This window comes from Exiguobacterium sp. S22-S28, assembly GCF_043359615.1.
Classification (GTDB): Bacteria; Bacillota; Bacilli; order Exiguobacteriales; family Exiguobacteriaceae; genus Exiguobacterium_A.
In genome coordinates, this window is record NZ_JBHFFC010000005.1 from 13,464 (window position 1) to 36,597 (window position 23,134).

The window sequence follows — 23,134 nt, forward strand, 5'->3', positions numbered from 1 at the left end:
CGCTTCCTTCCCTTCTAAAAAAGGGCAACCACGCCTGTGGTTGCCCTTGTCCTGTTTAATCCTTGTTCAAGTTCCGGAGCAACTCGTCAATCCGTGATCCGTACTCGACTGATGTGTCAATCTCAAATAACAGTTCAGGTGTCTTCCGTAAACGAATCCGTGATCCGATTTCCTTACGCATGAACCCTTTTGATTTTTCAAGACCAACGCGCGCTTCTTCACGCACTGTTTCATCACCGAGCACCGAATAAAAGATCGTTGCTTGCTGTAAGTCACCGGTGACTTCAACACCAGTTACCGTAACCGCCTTGACGCGCGGATCATTCACATCTTTAATCAACATTTGCGTAATTTCTTTACGCACTTGCTCTGCTACACGATTGGAACGTACGCTCATTCTATATCCCTCCAGTTCGGATTCTGATCCGTTCTGTTACTTGCGTTTAACTTCTTCCATGACAAACGCTTCGATGACATCGTCTACTTTGATATCGTCGTAACGTTCAATCTTGATTCCACACTCGTAACCGGCTGCTACTTCTTTGACGTCGTCTTTGAAGCGGCGCAACGTATCGAGCTTTCCTTCATAAATAACGATGCTGTCACGAACAACACGAACACCTGCTGCACGTGTCAGTTTACCTTCAGTGACATATCCACCTGCAATCGTGCCGACTTTCGAGACTTTGATGACGTCACGAACTTCTGCTTGACCGATGATTTTCTCAACGAATTCAGGGTCAAGAAGACCTTTCATCGCTTGTTCGATTTCTTCAATCGCGTTGTAGATGATTTTATGAAGGCGAATTTCAACCTTCTCTTGATCGGCCATCGATTTAGCATTCCCATCCGGACGGACGTTAAAGCCGATGATGATCGCATTGGCTGCTGAAGCCAAGATGACGTCACCTTCTGTGATGGCACCAACACCTGAGTGGACGATGTTGATTTTAGCACCTTCGACATCAATTTTCTTGAGTGAACCGGCAAGTGCCTCGACAGACCCTTGAACGTCACCTTTGATGATGATGTTGAGGTCTTTGACTTCGCCTTCTTTGATCCGGTCGAAGAGGTCTTCTAAGCTGACTTTCGCTGAATCGCGGCGTTGCGCCTCGATTTCACGTTGGTAACGCGCTTCCCCGATTTGACGGGCTTTTTTCTCATCTTCAAACGCAAAGAATTGATCTCCGGCTTTTGGTACATCGTTTAAGCCCGTGATTTCGATTGGTGTCGACGGACCAACTTCTTTGACACGACGACCGATATCGTTGACCATTGCCCGGATCCGGCCGAATGTATGACCGACAACGATTGGATCTCCGACACGGAGTGTTCCGTGTTGAACGAGTAATGTTGCGACCGGTCCACGACCTTTGTCGAGTTTCGCCTCGATGACTGTTCCGCGTCCGTGCATGTCAGGTGTTGATTTGTATTCTTGAACTTCTGAGACAAGCAGAATCATCTCAAGCAACTCATCGATGCCGTCTCCCTTAAGTGCTGAAACCGGTACGAAGATCGTGTCACCGCCCCAGTCCTCGGCAACGAGTTCAAACTCAGTCAATTCTTGTTTGACACGGTCCGGATTAGCGCCTTCTTTATCCATCTTGTTGACAGCGACGATGATAGGAACGCCGGCTGCCTTCGCATGGCTGATTGCTTCTTCTGTTTGTGGCATGACACCGTCATCTGCAGCAACGACGATGATAGCGATATCCGTGACATCTGCCCCACGTGCCCGCATTGTTGTAAAGGCGGCGTGACCTGGTGTATCGAGGAACGTAATTTTCTTTCCTTCGATTTCAACTTGGTACGCACCAATGTGCTGCGTGATTCCGCCGGCTTCGCCTGCAGTGACTTTTGTGTTTCGGATTGAGTCAAGCAACGTCGTTTTACCGTGGTCAACGTGTCCCATGATCGTAACGACCGGTGGACGTTCTGACAATTCATAGTTATCGAGATTCAGTTCATACGCATCAAAGTCTGTTTCATCGACTTTTACCGTCTTCTCAACTTCAAATCCGAAGTCAGACGCAAGCAATTCAACGGTCTCATCATCAAGATCTTGGTTGATTGTCGCCATGACACCCATTCCCATTAATTTCATGATGAGTTCGTTTGGCTTTTTGTCCATTTTTTCAGCCAATTCGCCGACTGTTAAGTTGTCTGCGTATTGAACAACGTTCGCCATTGCTTCTTCTTGTGCCCGACGTGCTGCTTTTCGTTGACTTGATTTCGAGTTCGGATCGGCTACTTCTAATTTGCGTGGTTCTACTTTTTTCTGTGGACGGCGTTTACCGCCACGGTTGTTGCGGTTTCCGAATTCCGGACGTCCGCCTTTTGTATTGCGTGATTGGTTCCCTGCTGGTTTGTTAGATGTTCCTGGTCTGTTCGGTTTATTGTCTGATTTCACTTGTTTTGGAGCCTCCGTTTTTTGGACCCGATGTTTCTCGGGATTAAATACTTTGTCGAGTTGCTGTACTGTCTGTTCATCTAAAACCGCCATATGATTCTTGACCGGTTTTTCCAGCTTTTCGAGCTGGGCGATGACCTGCTTACTCGTTACGTTCTGTTCTTTCGCGAATTCGTATACACGTTTACCCAAAAGATCCACCTCCAGTTAATCGTTCGAGAGGAGTTCCGTTAGCTTTTTCGCAAATCCGGCTTCGTTGACTGACACGACAACACGCGCGTCTTTCCCAAGTGCATGTCCAAGAATGTTTCGATCCCCGACTTCAATGTACGGAACACGATAACTTGTACACTTATCCGTCACTTTCTTACGCGTGGCAGCCCCCGCATCTGCTGCTAAGAGGACGAGTTTGGCTTGTCCCCCCCGTACTTCTTTCAGTACGAGTTCTTCTCCAGTCGTCACTTTCCGCGCTCGGTTCGCGAGACCAAGGAGCGATTCCCATTTACTCATGTGTACCTCCCGCGATCGCAAGCAATTGATCGTATAATGCATCTGTCGTTTTCACTTTCAGATGATGATCGAGTGTGCGTTTCTTTTTTGCTGTCGCAATAACCGTGGCATCCTTTGTCAAATAGGCGCCCCGCCCATTCATTTTACCATTAAGATCGACGACAACCTCACTGTCAGGTGTTCGGACGACCCGAATTAACTCTTTTTTAGGACGCATTTCTTGTGTGATGACACATTTTCGTAATGGTACCTTTTTTTGCACGAATTATTCCTCGCCTTCGACTTGGACCGCTTCCACGTCAACTGCTTCTGTTACAGGTTCGACTTTTGAGAAAACATCCTTCAATTCCATCGATTCGGCTTCTGTCTCGCTCTTAATGTCGATCTTCCACCCTGTCAATTTCGCTGCAAGACGTGCATTTTGACCACGTTTTCCGATAGCGAGTGACAATTGGAAGTCCGGTACGACAACGATTGTTGCTTTTGCCGGTTCATTGACATATACCGCAACGACTTGTGCCGGACTGAGGGCATTGGCGACATACTCTCTTGGATCGTCTGAATAACGGACGATATCAATTTTTTCACCGTTCAACTCATCCACGATGTGTTGAACACGTGCTCCTTTTTGACCGACACATGCGCCGACTGGATCGATTTGTTCTGAAGCCACCGCGATTTTCGAACGGTCACCGGCTTCACGTGCCACCGATTTCACTTCGACTTCACCGCTTGCAATCTCCGGCACTTCGATTTCAAACAGACGTTTTAATAAACCTGGATGCGTCCGCGAGACGAGAATCGATGCGCCTGATCCTTTGACCATCGGATCGACTTTCGTGACGTACACTTTAATGTATTCCCGAATTCCAAAGCGTTCATTCGGCATCTGTTCATGTGTCGTCAATACGGCTTCAATACCTTCGAGGTTGACGTAAAGATTACGTGCATCTTGACGTTCGACCATTCCCGTCATGATTTCGTCTTCACGGTCAGCAAAGTGATTGTAAATGCGTTCCCGCTCTGCTTCACGCATTTTTTGTGTGACGATTTGTTTGGCCGTTTGTGCCGCAACACGTCCAAAATCACCTGGTGTGACTTCGACTTTGTGGAAATCTCCCAACTCATACGTTGGATCGATTTCATGCGCTTCTTCGAGTGACAGCTGTTCTTCCGGCTGTGTTAACCGCTCGACGACTTCTTTGAGCGCAAAGACACGGATGTCTCCTGTCTTCTGGTCGAACTCGACCTTTACAGCCTCCGACTCTTTTCCAAAATTGCGACGGTAAGCGGAAATCAATGCCTGTTCCAGCGCATCGATGATGATATTTTTATCAATCTCTTTTTCTTTTGCGATCTGTTCGATTGCTTCGAGTAACTGTGGTCCCATCGTTCTCTTCCTTTCCTTAGAACACTACCGCAAGCCGCGCCATCGCGATCTTGTTCACCGGTATTTCAATTTTCAATTTGCGTGTCTTCACACGGACTTCGAGCTCAAGCATTTCTTCAGAATAAGCCAGTAATGTACCTTCAAATTCCGTCGCATCTTTGACCGGATCATGTGTCTTGATGTACACATGTTTCCCGATTGCCTTTTCGAAATCCTCAGTTTTTTTGAGTGGTCGTTCGGCACCTGGACTCGCAACATCTAAATAGTAGGGTTCGTCAATCGGATCATCTTGATTTAATGCTTCCGATAACTTTTCATTGATGTTGACACAGTCTTCCAGGTCAACGCCACCGTCCTTATCGATGGAGACACGTAGGAACCAATCCGCCCCCTCTTTGACGAATTCGACGTCGACAAGCTCCATCCCCTCACGTTCTACGATCGGTTTTGCGAGTTGTTCGACCTTCTCAGTTACGTTCGTCATCTTCATCCTCCTTCAAAAAACAAACAAGAAAGGAGCAGGTCCCCCTACTCCTTCCAAGTCGTAGTATAAAAAACATTTCCTCACTCAATATAGCATAATGCACCGTCTTAAGCAAGCATCCACAAGGCTTTAGAGGTCAAATAACGAGAGTTGGTTCTCATCTGGAAGACCTTCTAAACACCCGAGATTATCCAGCGTTTCGATAATCGATTTCGAGAGTTTTGCCCGTTTTTGCAAATCTTCTTTCGACAGGAACTCGCCACCTTTTCGGGCTTCGACGATTTGTTTCGCCGCGTTTGTCCCAAGTCCGGTGACAGCATCAAACGGTGGCAGCAACGTATCGCCGTCAATTAAAAACTCCGAGGCACTCGAGTTGTACAAGTCAACTTTACTGAAGGTAAACCCGCGCTCAATCATCTCAAGCGCAATCTCAAGTACCGTGTAAAGTCCTTTGTCCTTCGCCGTCGCTTCAAATCCTTTATCCTTAATATCCTGTAAAACTTTGCGGACGGCAGCCGATCCTTTGTTCATTGCGCCGATATCGAAATCACCGGCCCGGACCGTGAAGTACGACGCGTAATAATACATCGGATGGTGGACTTTGTAATAAGCAATCCGGACAGCCATCAAAACATATGCCGCCGCATGGGCTTTCGGGAACATGTACTTGATTTTTTTGCATGAATCGATGTACCAAAGCGGCACATGATTTTCAAGCATCGCTTCTTCCATCTCAATCGAAAGACCCTTCCCTTTACGGACCGACTCCATGATTTTAAAGGCGAGTGATGGTTCAAGTCCGGCATAAATCAAATAGACCATGATGTCATCCCGGCATCCGATGACGTCTTTCAGTTCGCACGTGCCGTTATAAATCAATTCACTCGCATTGCCAAGCCAGACATCGGTTCCGTGGGACAGACCGGAAATCTGAACCAGCTCCGAAAACGTCGTCGGCTTTGTTTCTTCAAGCATCTGCCGGACAAACTTTGTCCCAAACTCCGGAATTCCGAGCGTACCGGTTTTCGAGTCAATCTGTTCCGGTGTGACACCAATCGATTCCGTCGAACTGAAGATCTTCATGACTTCCGCATCGTCGACGGGAATCGTTTTCGGATCGCGCCCCGACAAATCTTGCAACATCCGGATCATCGTCGGATCATCGTGTCCGAGGATATCGAGCTTCAACAAGTTATCGTGAATCGAGTGGAAATCAAAGTGAGTCGTTTTCCACTCGGATCCCATATCATCCGCCGGAAACTGAATCGGGCTGATGTCATAGATGTCCATGTAGTCCGGGACAACGATGATTCCACCCGGGTGTTGTCCCGTCGTCCGTTTGACACCGGTCACACCGCTGACAAGCCGGTCCACTTCGGCATTCCGGTAGTTGAGATCATTTTCAGACTGGTACCCTTTGACGTACCCATACGCTGTTTTTTCGGCAATCGTACCGATCGTCCCTGCTCGGTAAACATAGTCGTCCCCAAACAACACCTTTGTATAGGCATGGGCTTTCGGTTGATATTCTCCGCTGAAGTTCAAATCGATATCGGGTACTTTATCTCCTTTGAATCCAAGGAACGTCTCGAACGGAATGTCATGCCCGTCTTTAATCAGCGGTATATCACATGTCTTACATGATTTATCCGGTAAATCGAATCCAGAACCGACCGATCCGTCATCAAAGAATTCCGATTCTTTACAATTCGGACAAACATAATGTGGCGGCAACGGATTGACTTCCGTGATTTCTGTCATCGTCGCCACGAGACTTGAACCGACGGAACCACGTGAACCGACGAGATATCCGTCGTCAAGTGATTTTTTAACGAGTTTATGCGAAATCAAATAGATGACGGCAAAACCGTGACCGATGATTGATTTTAACTCTTTTTCAAGGCGTGCTTCGACGATTTCCGGTAAGACATCCCCGTAAATGTGATGGGCCATGTCGTACGATAATGACCGGACTTCTTCATCCGCTCCTTCAATTTTAGGTGTAAACAAGTCCTTCGGAATGATATCGATATTTTCAAACCAGTCGGCGACTTGCTGACTGTTTGTAATGACCAGTCGTTCCGATACGTCAGGTCCTAAAAATTTAAAATCACTCATCATTTCCTGTGTCGTCCGGAAATGAGCCGGCGGCAGTTGTTTACGCATATTCAGCATATTCGCGCCGCCCTGAGTTCGAATCAATACTTCCCGATATGTCGCGTCATGTTGGTCCAAATAGTGAACGTTCCCTGTCGCGACCGGCAAAATGTCATTTTCTTCTGCCACGCGAATCACTTTTTTGATCAATTCCCGCAATTCCAACTCATTTTGAACGATTTCCCGTTCGATCAAATGACTGTACATCGCAGGTGGCTGAATTTCAATAAAGTCATAAAACCGCATCACCTTCGCTAAATCCTCATCCGATTTATTGAGTGCCGCGTCAAACACTTCCCCGTTATCACAGGCTGATCCGATGATCAAACCGTCTCGGTGTGCCACAAGTTGGGAACGTGGTGTCCGAACGACACGATGGACGTGTTTCGTATGCGCCAGCGAAATCAGCTGATACAAGTTTTTCAGACCCGTCCGGTTTTTGGCATAGACTGTCGCATGGTACGGGCGGGCCCGTGAAATATCTTTTCCCATTTCCCGGTTCAGCGAAAGATGGGTCTTCATATTGAACATCTCATCCGCCATCTGCAGCAATTTGAGCATCAAATATCCCGTCGCTTCCGCATCATAAATCGCCCGGTGATGTTGGGTCAACTCAATGTCGAATCGTTTCGCGAGCGTATTCAATCGGTGATTTTTAAGGCTTGGCATTAAGACACGTGCGAGTTCCAACGTATCGATGGCGGGTAACATCGATTCCTCATGACCACCCGATCGTAGTGTCGCATTCAAGAAACCGATATCAAACGAAGCATTGTGGGCAACGAGGATCGAATCACCCGCCCAGTCCATGAATTCCTTGACGACTTGTTCCGGATCCGGTTTCCCGCGTACCATTTCATCCGTGATGCCGGTCAAATCAATCGTCGTCGCCGACAACAAATGTTTCGGATCAGCAAACGCTTCAAACTTATCGATGACATCGCCATCGTAAATTTTGACCGCCGCGAGCTCAATGATTTTGTTGTACATGGCAGATAATCCGGTTGTCTCGACGTCAAACACGACGAACGTCGCTTTCTCTAGTTCTTGATCAACCGGATGATACGCGACTTGTACGCCATCATTGACGACGTTCGCTTCAATGCCGTATAAAATCTTAATGTCGTTTTTCTTTCCGGCATAATACGCATCCGGGAAACTCTGTGCCCCGGCATGATCCGTAATGGCAACAGCCGGGTGTCCCCACGCTGCCGCACGTTCGACGTATTTTGTCACATTCATGACCGCATCCATCTGACTCATTTGGGAATGGGCATGCAATTCCACACGCTTCTCGCCCGCCCATGGATCAGCCGGAAGTTCCATCTTGACTTCAGATAACTGCGCAATCATCATGCATAAATCACGGAGGAACGTATCAAACTCGACACGCCCTGCGACCTGAATCCACATCCCTTTTTTAATGGCCGACAAGATTTTGACATCTGTTTCATCGCGGGCAAACATTTTAACAACCAATGAATCCGTATAATCGGTCAGTTTAAACGTAAAGATTGTTTTTCCGCTCCGCAGTTCGCGGCTCTCGGCTGAAAAGACGAGACCACGGATCGCAATCCGGCGTTCTTCGTCTTGAATCGTCTTAATCGGAACCACTTCGTCTTGAATTGGTTTTCCAATTCGGATATCGATGGGTCCTTCATCATCGTCACGGGATTGTTCCCGCTTGAATTGAAGTTCAAGCATTCGTTTTGCTTCCTCGATATCCTCTTGTTTCACTTGATTCCGCAACTCTTCCTGCTCCGTCTGATCCATTTGAACGACTGGTTCGCAATTGAATTTCGGAAAACCGTAAGCCCCGTACAAGAGTTGCATTTCACCGCATAGATCATTTTTTAAGAAGCCCGCCTCCGGTTCACTGCGGACAGGAATAAATAATTTATTGTCCCGGTATTCCGGTAGAACCCGGCTCAAGTGGCTCCGCATGGCTGACGAAGCGTCGGCCAAATCTTCAACGATGTACGGCCAATAATCGATAAACAGTTTGGCATCCGGGCGGTGTTCCGATTCCAGATGTAATTTTACTTCTGCAAACTGTTGGTAACGGCTTTTCAACCGGCTATAAAACATTTGATAAACATTTTGGGGTAACACTTGTCCGATTCGGATATGAAACGTCCAAACGGCGGTTGTTTTTTGAACCCGTAATTTTTCAAGAGAAGCATCGGTAAAAAATTCTTCGACGATTCCTGTCGGTAATTCTAAATCGCTCATCAAAAGCGACATGCGTTGTTGTGTATCCACTCGCATTTGTGCTGTCGTTATTTCTTCACACCGTGACAGCCACTCCTCCTCCTCTTGCAGATTGCCCAAGGGGCGAATGGGTGTGAGACAAGAAAACAGTCACTTTGCAAAAAAGTGACCGTTCCCATTACTTATTGTAAACCTTCATAAAGCGAACGAACAGCCTCAAGAAGCGTTGTTTGTTGAACTTCTTCCGATTCCCCGCCGCGGCGGGCCTTCAGTTCGACGATTCCTTCCGTCGCTTTTTTCCCGACGTTGATCCGTACCGGTAGTCCAATCAAGTCAGCATCGGCGAATTTAACGCCGGCACGTTCTTTCCGGTCATCGAGCAACACCGAGAATCCGGCTTCCATCAGTTCGCGGTAAACGGCTTCCGCCACTTCCATTTGGTCGGCATTTTTACCGTTAACGGCAATCACATGAACATCAAAAGGTGCGATTGCTTTCGGCCAAATGATGCCACGTTCGTCGTAATGTTGTTCGACGACGGCTGACATCGTCCGCGAGACACCGATTCCGTAACAACCCATGATCAACGGTTGTGCTTTCCCGCCTTCGTCGAGGAACGTCGCGTTCATGCCTTCGGAATAACGTGTCCCGAGCTTAAAGACTTGCCCGACTTCGATTCCCCGGGCAAACTTGACGTGTCCCGCACCATCCGGCGACACATCGCCTTCTTCGACAAAACGTAAGTCCGTATACTCCGCTTCGAAATCACGGCTTGGATCGACATGGATGTAATGTGTTTCTGCTTTGTTGGCACCACAGACGGCATTGGTTAATGCCCGAACCGCGTAATCCGCAACGATTTTCATGTCTGCCCCGATTGGTCCGAGTGTCCCTGGCGTCGAGTGGAGTGCCTGTTCGATTTCTTCATCGGATGCCATCGTGATATCCAAAGCGCCGAGATAGTTCTTCAGCTTGATGTCGTTGACTTCATGATCACCGCGGACAAGCGCCATGACGAGACCTTGTTCCGTCTTGAAGATGACCGTTTTGATTGATTCAACAGCAGGCAGTCCCAAGACTTCACTGACCGCTTCAATCGTCTTCGCGTCACCTGTCTGCACTTCTTCGAGCGCTCCCGGTGTTTGATCTTGTTTCGTGTAAGCATCAACCGATTCCGCCATTTCCAAGTTCGCCGCGTAATCCGACTGATCCGAGTAAACGATCGTATCTTCTCCGATTGCAGCTAGAGCGTGGAATTCATGTGTGCCGCTTCCACCAATCGCACCGGAGTCCGCGACGACAGGACGGAATTCAAGTCCTACGCGGGTAAAGATTTTCGTGTAGGCATCAAACATATTTTGATACTCGTCCTCGAGGCTTTCTTGTGTCGCATGGAACGAATACGCATCTTTCATGATGAATTCGCGTCCGCGGAGTAATCCGAAGCGTGGACGTCGCTCATCACGGTACTTCATTTGAATTTGGAACAAGTTAACGGGTAGTTTTTTATAAGAGTTCAACTCATCACGAACAATCGATGTAATCAATTCTTCGTGAGTAGCACCAAGCGCAAACCGGCGGTCATGGCGATCCGTCAGACGCATCAGTTCCGGACCGTAGATGTCCCAACGACCTGTCTCTTCCCATAATTCTGCCGGCTGAATCGCTGGCATCAACAGCTCCTGCGCTCCAGCCGCTTCCATTTCCTGACGCACAATCGTCTCGATTTTAGCGAGAACACGTTTAGCTAACGGCAGGTAGGAATAGATTCCGGCAGCATTTTGACGCATGAAGCCTGCCCGTAACAGGAGTTGGTGGCTGATGGCTTCTGCATCGGATGGTACTTCACGCAAAGTTGGCATAAATAGTTTGGATTGTTTCATTTGAGTCGTGAACCCCTTTGACTAATAATTTAAAAGAATTTCTGGATATCGTTCCATGTGACGACTAACATCAAGAGCATCAAAAGCGCAAATCCAACAAAGTGGACCAACCCTTCTTTTTGCGGATCAACCGGTTTTCCACGTAACGCTTCCAGGAAGAGGAACAATAATCGTCCACCATCAAGAGCCGGTAGTGGCAATAAGTTGAATACCGCTAAATTGACCGAAAGTAACGCTGTCCATGTCAATAACATCGAAAAACCACTGTCTGCGACTTGATCGGTCATTTTAACGATACCGACCGGACCAGATAGTTGATCGACACCGACGACGCCTGTCACAAGATCCCCAACGGCCCCGACAATCAGTGTAGACATCCGCCATGTCTCTGAGACACCCGTTTGTAAAGCTGTTCCAAACGACTTTTCAGTTTCATTCGTCACACCGATAATGCCAACCTTTTGGTCTCCCTGCTGTTGTACTTTCGGCGTGATCGAGGTTGTTTGTTCTTGACCGTCTCGTTCATAGACGACGGTCGTCTCTTTCCCAGCTTGATTTTGGAATCCTGCCCGTAAATCGGTCCATTGTTTCGTTTGATCACCATTAACGGATACGATACGGTCGCCTTCAACAAGACCGGCTTTGTCAGCAGGAGAGCCTTTTTGGACCGTTCCGATGACACTGTCACCTGTTGGAGAACCGTTATATAACGCTAAACCAAACAAGATAACGAAGGCAAGAACAAAGTTCATCGCCGGACCAGCGGCAATCGCAAGGACACGTTTCCAAACGGATTTTGATCCGAATGTCCGGTCATACGGAGCGATTTGTGTTTTCGTTTGTCCCTCGACTAGAAAAGCCGTCTTCGAGACGGGATAACGTGTCGACACTTCGTCTTGTAACGCGATGACTTCCAACTTGTGCAACAGATCAATTTTTTCGACCGTTACGACTTGATCGGCTTCCGGACGGGAAGCATCCAGGTACATGGTTTCAATAACACCGTCACGTAACGCAATACCGATTGTTTGACCCGGTTTGACTTCGACGAACTCCGGTTCTTCACCGGCCATTTTGACATAACCGCCGATCGGTAACAAGCGGACTGTGTACAGTGTCTCATTCTTGAAAAAAGAAAAAATCTTCGGACCAAATCCAATGGCAAATTCGCGGCAGAGAATGCCCGCCCGTTTCGCCATGACGAGATGCCCCCATTCATGTACGGCAACAAGCACACCGAACATCAATACGATTGATATAAAGGTCGTCAATGTTATCCCATCCTTAGTTAGCGAATGACAGGGACACAACAAATGCACGGGCCCAACGATCCGCCTCTAAAATCTGTTCCAAAGACGGATCTTCGATGTTTCCATGCGCTTGAAGAGCCGCCTCGACGCTCGCTTCAATTTCTAAAAAGCTGATTTCCCCTTTTAAAAAACGGTCGACAGCTTGTTCGTTCGCAGCATTCAGCACGGAAGGCATCGATCCACCCGCACGTCCGGCTTCAAAGGCAAGACGGAGCAGAGGATAACGTTCAAATGAAGCTTCCGCAAAATTCAGGCGTCCGATTTGTTTTAAGTTTAACCGTTCTCCCCCTTTAATTTCAAGGCGGGACGGATATGTAAGGGCATATTGAATCGGCTCACGCATGTCCGGCATTCCGAGCTGCGCCATGACCGCGCCATCATTAAATTCAACCATCGAATGGATGATGGATTCCCGGTGAAGAACGACGTCGATTTCGTCATACGTGACATCAAACAACCAGTGTGCCTCAATCACTTCAAATCCTTTATTCATCATCGTAGCTGAATCAATTGTAATTTTAGCTCCCATCGACCAGTTCGGATGATTGAGTGCCTGTTCGACAGTCACATTCGCCAACTCTTCCCGTGTTTGATCCCGGAAGCTGCCACCGGATGCTGTTAAAATGATTTGTCGAACGTCTTGACGGCGTTCACCGTTTAAACATTGGAAAATCGCAGCATGTTCACTGTCAACCGGCAAGATGGCGACCCCTTTTTCGCGTGCTTTTTTCATGACGAGATGTCCTGCCGTTACCAGCGTTTCTTTATTTGCCAATCCGATTGACTTTCCGGCTTCAATCGCGGCAAGTGTCGGACGAAGACCCACTGCCCCGACGACCGCTGTCATCACGATGTCGGCAGTTTCCGCCGTCGCGACGGCGATCAATCCCTCTTCTCCTACGAGAAGTGTCGGAGAATAGTCGAGAACCGCCTCGAGTTGTTTTTTTACCGTCTCATCTAAAACAGCAACTAATTCAGGACGCAAACGATTTAACCAGGGTAATGCCACTTCGATATTTTTACCGAATGCAAAACTGACCAATTGAAAACGATCGGGATTTGCCGCAATGACATCAAGCGTCTGCGTACCAATCGAACCGGTTCCACCAATGATACTGACATGTTTCATCTTTACTTCCCCCTTAACCGAATATACCGAGTACGATCAGAACAGTAAATACGATGATCATACTGTCAAACCGATCAAGAATACCGCCGTGTCCCGGCAATAATGTTCCGGAATCCTTTACGCCATAATGTCGTTTGTACGCTGACTGGACCAAATCGCCCAGTTGGCCGACGACAGCAATGATAACCGCTAATAAAATGACGGTACCGAGTCCAACAGTCGGATGGATCCATTCAAACACAAGACCAAGCACAACAGCAAGAACTACTCCACCAACAGCGCCCTCGACCGTTTTATTCGGACTGATTGCCGGCCATAATTTTGTTTTCCCAAAACTTTTCCCGATGAAATAGGCACCCGAATCCGTGAACCAAATCAACAAAATGATCAGTAAGGAAAAAATCAACCCGTTTTCGAGCAGACGGATGTACGTAAATGACGCAAATCCCACTCCGACATATACAGCGGTCAACAGCAGAAAAGCCACATCATCAAATGTGAAGACATTTTTAGAGAATACTGTCCAAAATAACCCGATTAAGACAATCGACATCCCCCACGCAAGTGGCGTTAACCCCAGTGAAAGCGACTGATCGCTTGCCTGTTCATACAGTCCGACGAACGGAAGTAACGTGCCCAGTCCAAACAACAGGACCGGAACCGATTTAAACGACAGTTGCCGCATTTTAATCAATTCGGTATAACCGATGATCGTCAAAATTGCCATGAAAGCAAGAAATGGCAGTCCTCCTAGATAAAGCAAACCTAAAAAGATGGCACCTGCCCAAATCCCAGTAATAATCCGTGTTTTCATAAGATATGTCCTCGTTTAGTCAGACGCCGCCAAACCGACGGGTCCGTTGATTGTAGTCTTCGATGGCTTCCAGAAACTGGTCACGCCGGAACTCCGGCCATAAGACATCCGTAAAATAAAATTCGGCATAGGCTGCTTGCCATAATAAAAAATTAGAGAGCCGTTGTTCTCCACTCGTCCGGATGACCAAATCGACATCCGTCATGGAACCGGTCATCAGCTCCTGTTCAATGACCTCATTTGTAATCATTTCCGGACGCAATACACCTGCCTGTACTTTTTCAGCAATCTTTTGCATGACTTGGACCATTTCGTCCCGACCACCGTAATTCAGGGCAAAAATCAAACGTAATCCTGTATTGTCTGCAGTATCTACTTTTGCTTGCTGGACGGCCTCCCGGGTATAAACGGGTAATCGCGATACTTCTCCTGCGACTTCTACCTTTACATTGCGCTCTTTTAAGTCTTTGAGATCGGATTCCAGAAACTGAGCCGGCAACTTCATTAAAAAGCTGATTTCTTCTTCGGGACGTGTCCAATTTTCTGTCGAGAAGGCGTACAGCGTTAAACTTTTTACACCTAATTCGTTTGCAGTCCGAACGACTTCCCGGACAGATTTCATGCCCTCACGATGACCCATGATACGGGGAAGGCCTCGTTTTTTTGCCCAACGTCCGTTTCCATCCATAATAATCGCGATGTGTGCAGGAGCTTGTTGTTCAATCACTTCTTTCGTCTGATTTAACCATTGAAACATTTACCTCTTCCTCCCCTCGATTCGTTTAAGAAGAAAGGGACTCTTCGTGTGACAAAGAGTCCCCAACCTGACAACGTATTGTGTCATACTTCCATGATTTCTTGTTCTTTATCCGTCGCTGTTTGATCCATCAGTTTCACGAATTTATCCGTCAATGTTTGGACGTCTTCTGTATAGCCGCGAAGGTCGTCTTCTGTCAACTCTCCGTCTTTTTCTTGCTTTTTCAACTGTTCGTTCGTATCACGACGAATGTTTCGAAGTGCCACTTTGCCTTCTTCCGTGTACTTTTTGACAAGTTTCACGAGTTCTTTCCGGCGTTCTTCCGTCAATGGTGGAATAGCCAATCGAATGACCGTTCCGTCAGAAGATGGTGCCAATCCTAAATCAGCGCGTTGAATCGCTTTTTCGATCTCTGTCACCATTGATTTATCCCATGGCGTGATCAAAATTAAACGTGCTTCTGGTGTGTTGACGTTCGCGACTTGGTTAAGCGGAGTCGGTGCGCCGTAATATTCGACTTGAACAGGATCTAAAATGGCAACATTCGCCCGACCTGCACGAAGCGTAGCTAATTCTTTTTTTAGTGACTGATGCGCTTTCTCCATCCGTTCTTCTGCTTGTTTCATGATTGCCTGTGACATCTTATTTCCCCCTTACGAGTGTCCCGATTTCATCACCGATGACAACACGTTTAATATTTCCTTCTTCCATTAATGAGAAGACGATGAGTGGGATATCATTATCCATACAAAGCGACGTTGCTGTCGAATCCATAACTTGGAGACCGTCTTTTAATACGTCGAGATAAGATAACGTCTCAAATTTCTTCGCTTCCGGATCAAGGTTTGGATCGGCAGAGTAGACACCATCGACGTTATTTTTTGCCATGAGGATAACTTCTGCTTCAATTTCAGCTGCACGCAGTGCGGCTGTCGTATCAGTTGAGAAGTACGGATTACCCGTTCCAGCGGCAAAGATGACGACACGGCCTTTTTCTAAATGACGCATTGCCCGGCGACGAATGTACGGCTCGGCCACTTGTCGCATTTCAATCGACGTCTGGACACGTGTTTCGACACCAACCGATTCCAAACTGTCTTGTAAGGCAAGTGAGTTCATCACTGTTGCAAGCATTCCCATATAATCGGCATTTGCTCGGTCCATTCCAAGTTCTGCCCCAGTTTTACCACGCCAAATGTTACCTGCACCTACGACAACGGCCACTTGTACGTTCAATTCAATCAATTCACGAATCTGTTTGGAAATGGAATTGACGATTGCGGGGTTAATTCCGAACCCTTGATCACCAGCGAGCGCTTCTCCGCTCAATTTTAACACAATCCGGTTATATTTCGTTTGCATGACTATGTCCTCCTTGCTAAATTCCGTAAAAAAGGAACACGACCCACTTCCACGCGAAAGTGGATTGAAGCATACGTGTTCCTTCTCTTGTCATCAGGAAATCCTGATTCTTATTTTTTAAGTTGGTTCATTACTTCTTCAGCGAAGTTTTCTTCACGTTTCTCCATACCTTCTCCAACTTCGAAGCGTACGAATGAAACGATTTTTCCGCCTTTAGATTCTACATATTTACCGACTTTGAAATCTGGATCTTTGACGAACGTTTGATCAACAAGGCAGATTTCTTCGTAGAATTTGTTCATGCGGCCAGCAATCATTTTTTCAACGATGTTAGCAGGTTTTCCTTCGTTGAGTGCTTGCTCCGTCAAGACTTTTTCTTCACGTGCTTTTTCTTCTTCTGTGACAGAAGAACGGTCAACGTAGAGTGGGCGTGCTGCTGCGATGTGCATAGAGACATCTTTTGCAACTGCTTCATCTGTTGTTCCTTCGATGACGACGACAGAACCGATACGACCACCCATGTGGAGGTAAGAACCGAATGCTGCGTTGTCTTCTTTAGCGAAGAGCGCTACACGACGAAGTGAGATTTTCTCTCCGATTGTCGATGCTTCTTCTGAAATGTATGTGTCGATTGTTTTTCCTGCTTCGTATTCAGAAGCAAGTGCTGCTTCAGCCGTTTCAGAACCGTTACGGAGTACTGCATCCGCAATGTTTTGAACGAGTGATTGGAAACGTTCGTTTTTCGCAACGAAGTCTGTTTCTGAGTTGATTTCAACAAGTGCTGCTTTGTTTCCGTTAACTGCGACAGCTGTTAAGCCTTCTGCTGCAATCCGGTCACCTTTAGCTGCTGCTTTCGCGATTCCTTTTTCACGCAAGAAATCGATTGCTGCGTTCATATCCCCATCTGCTTCGACAAGTGCTTTTTTGCAGTCAAGCATCCCTGCACCAGTTTTTTCACGAAGTTCTTTTACCATAGCTGCTGTAATAGCCATTCGATATTCCTCCTTATAACGTCCTTATTTTCAAAAAAAAGGTGATAAAAGGTCGATTCCCTTTATCACCTGGCATCACGAATTACTCAGCGTCTGCTACTACTTCTTCAGTAGTTTCAGGTGCTACGTTATCTTCGCCTTGTTTAACTTCGAGGATTGCGTCAGCCATTTTACCAGTAAGCAATTTGACTGCACGGATCGCATCGTCGTTTGCTGGGATGACGTAGTCGATTTCGTCTGGATCACAGTTTGTGTCAACGATCGCAACGATTGGGATGTTGAGTTTGTGTGCTTCTGCAATCGCGATACGCTCTTTGCGTGGGTCAACGATGAACAGTGCATCTGGAACGCCTGGCATATCTTTGATACCGCCGAGGAATTTCTCAAGACGAGTCATTTCTTTTTTAAGAATGATGACTTCTTTTTTAGGAAGAACTTCGAATGTACCGTTCTCTTCCATTTTTTCGAGTTGTTTTAAACGGTTGATACGTTTTTTGATTGTTGAGAAGTTCGTGAGAGTTCCACCTAACCAACGTTCGTTGATGAAGTATTGACCTGCACGGATCGCTTCTTCTTTCACAGTATCTTGAGCTTGTTTTTTCGTACCAACGAAAAGAACGTTTCCGCCTTCAGATGCTACTTCACGAATGAAGTTGTAAGCTTCGTCTACTTTTTTAACCGTTTTTTGTAGGTCAATGATGTAGATTCCGTTACGTTCTGTGAAGATGTATTTTGCCATTTTTGGGTTCCAACGGCGTGTTTGGTGACCGAAGTGTACACCAGCTTCTAACAATTGTTTCATCGAGATTACTGCCATGATGAATTCCTCCTTTTGGGTTTTGGATGTCCTCCGCGATGATCGTTCTTCCGGCTAACCTATTAAAGGCACCGCAGCCGGCGATACATGCGTGCGTAATTAACACCGTAGACAAATATAGCATAAAGTTTACCGGCGGGCAACCTTCGTTTTTTGAGAAAGTTTAGCGATCAATGCGACTTCACCGGTTCCCCGGTTTAACGAACGGGCCAATGCATCTAAATCGGCCCCATTCTCCAGTTGATCTTTGACGTCCAACAAAGCCGTTTCCTGAACAGGAATGACCGGTTCTTCTAGGACATTTTGTTCTTTTGGCATACTTTGTTGAACGGACCGTTCTGTTTTCTCCTCCAGAATGATCCGTTCTGCATTTTCTTTATTCTCGTTATTTTCTTTCGACTGAAGGATCGATGGCGGTTCATCGGTTTTCGTCAAACCGTTCACTTGTTGCATGAACTGTAACAACATTTCTTCCGTTTCTTGTTTTTGCCGCTCGAGACGCGAAATACGATCTTTCAAAAGTGCCTGTTGTTTAAACAATAATAGAAGACCATAACAAATGAGGGCAGCTAGTAAAATATAAAAAACTGTCATGATAGTTCCTTTCACATCGCGACACGATCAGAAAGATAAGCGCTCCCTAGCGCTTGTTTCAATTTTCTGAGGGCTTTGGAATGAATCTGTGAAATCCGTGAGGTTGATAACCCCAGTACTTCTCCGATTTCCGTCAACGTCAACTCTTCAAAGTAAAAGAGCGATACCACATATTGTTCTTTTTCAGATAATTGCTCCACTTCTTCTGCCAGTTTCGAAATCAGTTCCCGCATCAACAATGTATCTTCTGGTGTTGCCGCGTCCGGATCCAGATAAGAGACCGCCATCGCTTTGCCTTCATCTTGAAGCGTCACCGCTTCATCGATGGATAGCACATTGGCAAAATAGCTTTCAGCAAGTGCCGTTTTCACTTCTTCCGGACTCATTTCAACGATGGAAGAAACTTCATCAATCGTTGGTGTCCGTTGAAGGCTCTGCTCTAGAATTTCAACAGCGGCTTCCACCCGTTTTGATTTTTCACGTAACGAGCGTGGCAGCCAATCAATTTTCCGAAGTCCATCGAGGATGGCACCACGAATCCGAAAAGCGGCGTACGTATCGAATTTATTATTATGATTTTGGTCGAATTTTTGTAAGGCATCGTACAGCCCCATCATGCCAAGACTTTTTAACTCATCACGGTCAACACTTTTTGGAAGTGTCGCACTGAGACGTTGAACGTGGTATTGAACTAGAGGTTCATAATTCAGAAGTAACCGGTCAGCTACCGCTATATCACGCGTCGATAGCCATTGATCCCAAAGTTGTTGTAATTCCTCACGCATGACCATTCCTCCTCTAAATTTCCAGCGTTCCGACGTTCACTGTCCGAATAACCAGTCGGCCAGTAGTGGAGTGAAATTCGATCGTCCGACCGTTAGTTCCCCCGACGTCTTCCGCAACGAGTGGGACGTTCGCTTTTCGTAAAGCTAGTTTAACGGCTGCAATGTTTCGTTCCCCGATTCGCATCGATTCATGCTCGTATTTAAACTGAAACATTTGAGCACCACCGGCAATTTTCGCCCGCAGGCGGACGGCACCGCCAGCCCGTAAACGATTTGTCAGTTCAACGACCGCCGTGTCGGCAAATTTACCGACTTCAAGTGCAATGTTCCGACTAATGGCCGAATCCGGCAACATGACGTGTGCCATACTGGAAAGACCCCGTTCTTGATCGTAAATAATGACACCAACACAAGATCCTAAACCAGCTGTTCGAAGAATGATCGGTTTTTGACTGACGGCATATTCTGCTATTCCGATCCGAACGACCTCATCCATCAATATCCACACCCAATCGTTCGAATACGGATGTAAACGCGCCTTCTTCAGGTAATAAAAGCAGATGACCGTTTAAATCATTACCTGAACTGGTTAGACGCGTATCGATGTATACTGCCATATTACCAAATTTTGTCGACTCTAGTAAGGCTACTTCCAAAATTGCTCCGACCATATCGAAAGCAGAAGCAGGTACGGTGACGTGTACAGAAAGATTCAGCCAATCTGAAATGGAGCGTGCATAGGCTCCAATCAAGATATTCCCAATTTCTTCCCATGCTGAAACACCTAATGCATGGTTGTCTGAGAAAAATTGAAAGGGTTGTTGAATCAATTGTGCTACTAATTTCTCAGCATCTTCAAGCGGCATTAAAAACAGCAGACACGCTTTAATATCACCTGAAAAACGTAGTAATGCACCTGCCGTATAGGCTTCAGCACCACCTACACGGTCAATGATGGTGGAAAAGGATTGCAAATCCGCCGAAGGTACTTCAATTTCGACAGGTTGATTTAACAATGTCGACAGTGCCGTTGCTGCGTGGGCGGCTCCGATATTCCCGACTTCTCGGAAAATATCTTGTTTCATTCGATCAAGCATGGACAATCTCTTCAAACAATCGGTTTGGTTCCAACAGTGAAAACAATTGATCTTCACCCTTGGCAATCGCCGTCAAGTAGTTTGTCTCATCTTGTTTTTGATCGGTTAACGGTTCGATTCGAACGTCCGCGGCCTCAACGACTTCATTTGCCCGATCCACGATAAAACCTGCATCTCCATGTTCCAGCGTTGCGATGATGATTCGCGTTTCTTCTGTTTCCTGAATCGTTTCGAAACCTAAACGTGTCCGTAAATCGATGACCGGTGTGACGACACCGCGTAAATTAATAACACCTTTGACATAAGATGCAGCATTTGGAATACGTGTAATCGGGATAATACGTTCAATCGAACGTACGGATTGAACATCAATTCCGTACGCATTTTCCTCTAGTTGAAAAACGACCCATTTTTGTTCCATTTATATTCCCTCACTTTCGTAACAGTGCATTGCTGTCAATAATCAACGCGACTTGCCCGTCACCAAGAATCGTCGCGCCTGAAATGGCACGGATTCCCTCCAAATAACTGCCTAGCGGTTTCATGACGATTTCCTGCTGACCAATCAGCTCGGACACCATTAAACCGGCTAATTTTTCGCCGCTTCTGACGACGACGACTGAATATGCTTCCGACTCAACTTGCGGTAAGCCGTATACTTCGTTTAAAGAAATCAACGGAACCAACTGTCCGCGGAAATCAAAGACTTTTTCGCGATGCGCCTGTAAGATGACATCTTGTTTTAATGCTGTCGTTTCGATGATCGCTGTCAACGGAATCGCATAGGTTTCTTCTCCTAGTTTAACGAGCATCGCGGAAATGATGGATAACGTCAGAGGTAAACTGATTCTGAAGATGGTACCTTCTCCTCGTCTTGTTTCAACAAAAACTTCCCCGCCCAATGATTCGATTTTTGATTTTACGACATCAAGTCCAACACCGCGACCTGACAAGTCAGTTACCGTTTCTGCCGTCGAGAAACCTGGTGCAAATAACAGCATCGAAGCTTCTTCCGGTGTCAACAAAGCAGCTTCTTCCTCTGTCAATAACCCTTTTTCGAGCGCGATTTTTGTTACTCGTTCATGATTGATGCCCGCGCCATCATCTTCAATTTCGATGAACACCCGATTTCCTGAGTGGTATGCACGAAGGGACAGATTTCCTTCAACCGGTTTTCCTGCCAAAATCCGGTCTGCTTTGTTTTCGATTCCATGATCAACAGCATTGCGGATCAAGTGAACAAGCGGATCGCCGATCTCATCGATGACTGTACGGTCAAGCTCCGTCTCTGCCCCGGTAATATGGAGTTTGATATTTTTTCCGACATCTTTTGAAACAGAACGCACCATCCGTGGAAAACGGTTAAACACTTGTTCAATCGGCATCATTCGTAACGTCAAGACGAGGGATTGCAGTTCGTTTGTCCCACGTTTGATTCGTTCGACCGTTTCTGTCAAATCAGAAGAACCGACTTCCGCCGCAATCCGCTCTAAACGACCGCGATCAATGATGAACTCTTCAAATAAATTCATTAATCGGTCAATTCGTTCTAAATTAACCCGGATTGTTTTTGCTGCAACGGGTGTTTGTGACTCGTTTGCTGTTTCGACAGGTGTACTTGGCGTATCGTCTGCTTTCTTGACGGGCTCAAGTAATGTCGCCGCAGTAGCCGGTTCGACTGACACTTCAAATGGTTGAATCAAGACTTGTGCCACTTCCGAAACGGATTTAATTTCTTCTTGAATGTCCTGCTCGGACTTCATCGTTACAAATAAGACATCAAAACTCGTTTCAAATTGTTCTTGTTCGAGTTCGTCTGAAGTAGGGTTTGATAAGATGACGTCTCCTAGGTGTTGCAACCGGTCAAAGACCATATACACCCGGGCCGCCTTTAAAATGACATCTGCCGACAACTCGACTGTGATGACGTATGCCTGGTATCCGGAAGCCATCGATTGACGGACAACCGATTCAGAGTAGACGTCACATTCAAAGTTCTTCACGACGGTTGGCTCAGGATCTTTTGTGACTGCTTTTACTTCTGCGTCAGGTTGAATAAACTGTTTTAAACGAACGACTGTCGTTGCCACGTCCAGTTTTCCTGTTCCACCCTGGCTGATGTCCTCGACCATCGTTTCAAGTTGTTCTGCTGCTACGAACAAAACGTCAATCAACTCGGGTGTTGCCGGTTGAGTCTTTGAACGAACTAAATCAAGGGCGCTTTCCATCTCATGTGTTAGATCAGCGATGGCATCGTATCCCATTGTTCCGGCCATTCCTTTTAACGTATGTGCTGAACGAAAAATCTGATCAATTACGGCTTCGTCATCAAGACGTTGTTCAAACACTAGTAGACTTGAGTTAATCGCTTGCAAATGCTCAATCGACTCATCTAAAAACAATCCTAAGTATTCATTTAAATCCATGAATCG

The 23,134-nt window shown here is 46.6% G+C and carries 22 protein-coding genes; all 22 read right to left on the bottom strand.

The annotated features are described in order from the left end of the window. Positions 1–55: 55 nt before the first annotated feature. The 22 genes from rbfA to ACHA8N_RS00970 all read right to left on the bottom strand — a co-directional run bounded on the left by rbfA (position 56) and on the right by ACHA8N_RS00970 (position 23,128). A complete protein-coding gene (rbfA, locus tag ACHA8N_RS00865; RefSeq protein ID WP_012370706.1) occupies positions 56–397 on the bottom strand; it encodes a 30S ribosome-binding factor RbfA in 342 nt (113 codons plus the stop codon). Between the two features lie 36 nt (positions 398–433). Next, positions 434–2,602 carry a translation initiation factor IF-2 gene (gene infB / locus ACHA8N_RS00870; RefSeq protein WP_147510909.1) on the bottom strand — a complete coding sequence of 723 codons (2,169 nt, stop codon included), beginning with the start codon at positions 2,600–2,602 and terminating at the stop codon, positions 434–436. A 15-nt stretch (positions 2,603–2,617) separates the two neighbouring features. Further along, entirely contained in the window at positions 2,618–2,920 is a 303-nt protein-coding gene (locus tag ACHA8N_RS00875) for a YlxQ family RNA-binding protein (RefSeq protein WP_012370708.1), read from the bottom strand. Next, positions 2,913–3,182, bottom strand: a complete 270-nt coding sequence (gene rnpM / locus ACHA8N_RS00880; RefSeq protein WP_012370709.1) for an RNase P modulator RnpM — start codon at positions 3,180–3,182, stop codon at positions 2,913–2,915. The genes ACHA8N_RS00875 and rnpM overlap by 8 nt, the downstream gene beginning before the upstream one ends. Positions 3,183–3,185: 3 nt before the next feature. Beyond that, positions 3,186–4,310 carry a transcription termination factor NusA gene (gene nusA, locus ACHA8N_RS00885; RefSeq protein WP_147510908.1) on the bottom strand — a complete coding sequence of 375 codons (1,125 nt, stop codon included), beginning with the start codon at positions 4,308–4,310 and terminating at the stop codon, positions 3,186–3,188. Positions 4,311–4,326: 16 nt separating this feature from the next. Continuing rightward, positions 4,327–4,794, bottom strand: coding sequence for a ribosome maturation factor RimP (rimP, locus tag ACHA8N_RS00890; RefSeq protein WP_147510907.1), 468 nt, complete (start codon positions 4,792–4,794; stop codon positions 4,327–4,329). A gap of 129 nt (positions 4,795–4,923) precedes the next feature. Then, complete coding sequence (locus ACHA8N_RS00895; protein ID WP_393964471.1) at positions 4,924–9,183, bottom strand: PolC-type DNA polymerase III; 4,260 nt, start codon at positions 9,181–9,183, stop codon at positions 4,924–4,926. Positions 9,184–9,344: 161 nt separating this feature from the next. Continuing rightward, positions 9,345–11,045, bottom strand: a complete 1,701-nt coding sequence (locus tag ACHA8N_RS00900) for a proline--tRNA ligase (protein ID WP_393964472.1) — start codon at positions 11,043–11,045, stop codon at positions 9,345–9,347. A 29-nt stretch (positions 11,046–11,074) separates the two neighbouring features. After that, complete coding sequence (rseP, locus tag ACHA8N_RS00905) at positions 11,075–12,316, bottom strand: RIP metalloprotease RseP (protein ID WP_147510904.1); 1,242 nt, start codon at positions 12,314–12,316, stop codon at positions 11,075–11,077. Positions 12,317–12,329: 13 nt separating this feature from the next. Continuing rightward, positions 12,330–13,484 carry a 1-deoxy-D-xylulose-5-phosphate reductoisomerase gene (locus ACHA8N_RS00910; protein WP_393964473.1) on the bottom strand — a complete coding sequence of 385 codons (1,155 nt, stop codon included), beginning with the start codon at positions 13,482–13,484 and terminating at the stop codon, positions 12,330–12,332. 13 nt (positions 13,485–13,497) lie between these two features. Beyond that, entirely contained in the window at positions 13,498–14,298 is an 801-nt protein-coding gene (locus ACHA8N_RS00915) for a phosphatidate cytidylyltransferase (RefSeq protein WP_393964474.1), read from the bottom strand. 19 nt (positions 14,299–14,317) lie between these two features. Beyond that, a complete protein-coding gene (locus ACHA8N_RS00920; RefSeq protein WP_147510901.1) occupies positions 14,318–15,055 on the bottom strand; it encodes an undecaprenyl pyrophosphate synthase in 738 nt (245 codons plus the stop codon). Positions 15,056–15,138: 83 nt separating this feature from the next. Next, positions 15,139–15,696: a ribosome recycling factor gene (frr, locus tag ACHA8N_RS00925; protein WP_147510900.1), complete on the bottom strand. Its 558-nt coding sequence runs from the start codon at positions 15,694–15,696 to the stop codon at positions 15,139–15,141. Position 15,697: 1 nt separating this feature from the next. Then, complete coding sequence (pyrH, locus tag ACHA8N_RS00930; protein ID WP_147510899.1) at positions 15,698–16,417, bottom strand: UMP kinase; 720 nt, start codon at positions 16,415–16,417, stop codon at positions 15,698–15,700. A gap of 110 nt (positions 16,418–16,527) precedes the next feature. After that, entirely contained in the window at positions 16,528–17,409 is an 882-nt protein-coding gene (tsf, locus tag ACHA8N_RS00935; RefSeq protein WP_147510898.1) for a translation elongation factor Ts, read from the bottom strand. Between the two features lie 82 nt (positions 17,410–17,491). Next, positions 17,492–18,226, bottom strand: a complete 735-nt coding sequence (gene rpsB, locus ACHA8N_RS00940) for a 30S ribosomal protein S2 (protein ID WP_012370721.1) — start codon at positions 18,224–18,226, stop codon at positions 17,492–17,494. Between the two features lie 129 nt (positions 18,227–18,355). Next, positions 18,356–18,820, bottom strand: coding sequence for a hypothetical protein (locus tag ACHA8N_RS00945; RefSeq protein WP_393964475.1), 465 nt, complete (start codon positions 18,818–18,820; stop codon positions 18,356–18,358). A gap of 11 nt (positions 18,821–18,831) precedes the next feature. Then, positions 18,832–19,605, bottom strand: coding sequence for a FliA/WhiG family RNA polymerase sigma factor (locus ACHA8N_RS00950; RefSeq protein WP_147510896.1), 774 nt, complete (start codon positions 19,603–19,605; stop codon positions 18,832–18,834). 13 nt (positions 19,606–19,618) lie between these two features. After that, positions 19,619–20,101, bottom strand: coding sequence for a chemotaxis protein CheD (locus ACHA8N_RS00955; RefSeq protein ID WP_147510895.1), 483 nt, complete (start codon positions 20,099–20,101; stop codon positions 19,619–19,621). Beyond that, positions 20,094–20,690 carry a chemotaxis protein CheC gene (locus tag ACHA8N_RS00960; protein ID WP_393964476.1) on the bottom strand — a complete coding sequence of 199 codons (597 nt, stop codon included), beginning with the start codon at positions 20,688–20,690 and terminating at the stop codon, positions 20,094–20,096. The genes ACHA8N_RS00955 and ACHA8N_RS00960 overlap by 8 nt, the downstream gene beginning before the upstream one ends. Positions 20,691–20,694: 4 nt before the next feature. After that, the gene (locus tag ACHA8N_RS00965) at positions 20,695–21,123 is read right to left on the bottom strand and encodes a chemotaxis protein CheW (RefSeq protein ID WP_147510893.1); all 429 of its coding nucleotides are present in this window, start codon (positions 21,121–21,123) and stop codon (positions 20,695–20,697) included. 10 nt (positions 21,124–21,133) lie between these two features. Next, positions 21,134–23,128 (bottom strand): chemotaxis protein CheW, encoded by a 1,995-nt coding sequence (locus tag ACHA8N_RS00970; protein WP_147510892.1) that lies wholly within the window; start codon positions 23,126–23,128, stop codon positions 21,134–21,136. Positions 23,129–23,134 lie beyond the last annotated feature (6 nt).

Excerpts from the sequence above, each read along its gene's own strand:
- tsf (WP_147510898.1), bottom strand. The coding sequence starts at position 17,409 with ATGGCTATTACAGCAGCTATGGTAAAAGAACTTCGTGAAAAAACTGGT.
- ACHA8N_RS00910 (WP_393964473.1), bottom strand. The coding sequence starts at position 13,484 with ATGAAACATGTCAGTATCATTGGTGGAACCGGTTCGATTGGTACGCAG.
- ACHA8N_RS00960 (WP_393964476.1), bottom strand. The coding sequence starts at position 20,690 with ATGAAACAAGATATTTTCCGAGAAGTCGGGAATATCGGAGCCGCCCAC.
- rimP (WP_147510907.1), bottom strand. The coding sequence starts at position 4,794 with ATGACGAACGTAACTGAGAAGGTCGAACAACTCGCAAAACCGATCGTA.
- frr (WP_147510900.1), bottom strand. The coding sequence starts at position 15,696 with ATGTCACAGGCAATCATGAAACAAGCAGAAGAACGGATGGAGAAAGCG.
- ACHA8N_RS00915 (WP_393964474.1), bottom strand. The coding sequence starts at position 14,298 with ATGAAAACACGGATTATTACTGGGATTTGGGCAGGTGCCATCTTTTTA.
- pyrH (WP_147510899.1), bottom strand. The coding sequence starts at position 16,417 with ATGCAAACGAAATATAACCGGATTGTGTTAAAATTGAGCGGAGAAGCG.
- ACHA8N_RS00900 (WP_393964472.1), bottom strand. The coding sequence starts at position 11,045 with ATGAAACAATCCAAACTATTTATGCCAACTTTGCGTGAAGTACCATCC.
- ACHA8N_RS00895 (WP_393964471.1), bottom strand. The coding sequence starts at position 9,183 with ATGAGCGATTTAGAATTACCGACAGGAATCGTCGAAGAATTTTTTACC.
- ACHA8N_RS00970 (WP_147510892.1), bottom strand. The coding sequence starts at position 23,128 with ATGGATTTAAATGAATACTTAGGATTGTTTTTAGATGAGTCGATTGAG.
- ACHA8N_RS00920 (WP_147510901.1), bottom strand. The coding sequence starts at position 15,055 with ATGTTTCAATGGTTAAATCAGACGAAAGAAGTGATTGAACAACAAGCT.
- ACHA8N_RS00875 (WP_012370708.1), bottom strand. The coding sequence starts at position 2,920 with ATGAGTAAATGGGAATCGCTCCTTGGTCTCGCGAACCGAGCGCGGAAA.
- ACHA8N_RS00950 (WP_147510896.1), bottom strand. The coding sequence starts at position 19,605 with ATGCGTGAGGAATTACAACAACTTTGGGATCAATGGCTATCGACGCGT.
- ACHA8N_RS00945 (WP_393964475.1), bottom strand. The coding sequence starts at position 18,820 with ATGACAGTTTTTTATATTTTACTAGCTGCCCTCATTTGTTATGGTCTT.
- nusA (WP_147510908.1), bottom strand. The coding sequence starts at position 4,310 with ATGGGACCACAGTTACTCGAAGCAATCGAACAGATCGCAAAAGAAAAA.
- ACHA8N_RS00965 (WP_147510893.1), bottom strand. The coding sequence starts at position 21,123 with ATGGAACAAAAATGGGTCGTTTTTCAACTAGAGGAAAATGCGTACGGA.
- rpsB (WP_012370721.1), bottom strand. The coding sequence starts at position 18,226 with ATGGCAGTAATCTCGATGAAACAATTGTTAGAAGCTGGTGTACACTTC.
- rbfA (WP_012370706.1), bottom strand. The coding sequence starts at position 397 with ATGAGCGTACGTTCCAATCGTGTAGCAGAGCAAGTGCGTAAAGAAATT.
- ACHA8N_RS00955 (WP_147510895.1), bottom strand. The coding sequence starts at position 20,101 with ATGGATGAGGTCGTTCGGATCGGAATAGCAGAATATGCCGTCAGTCAA.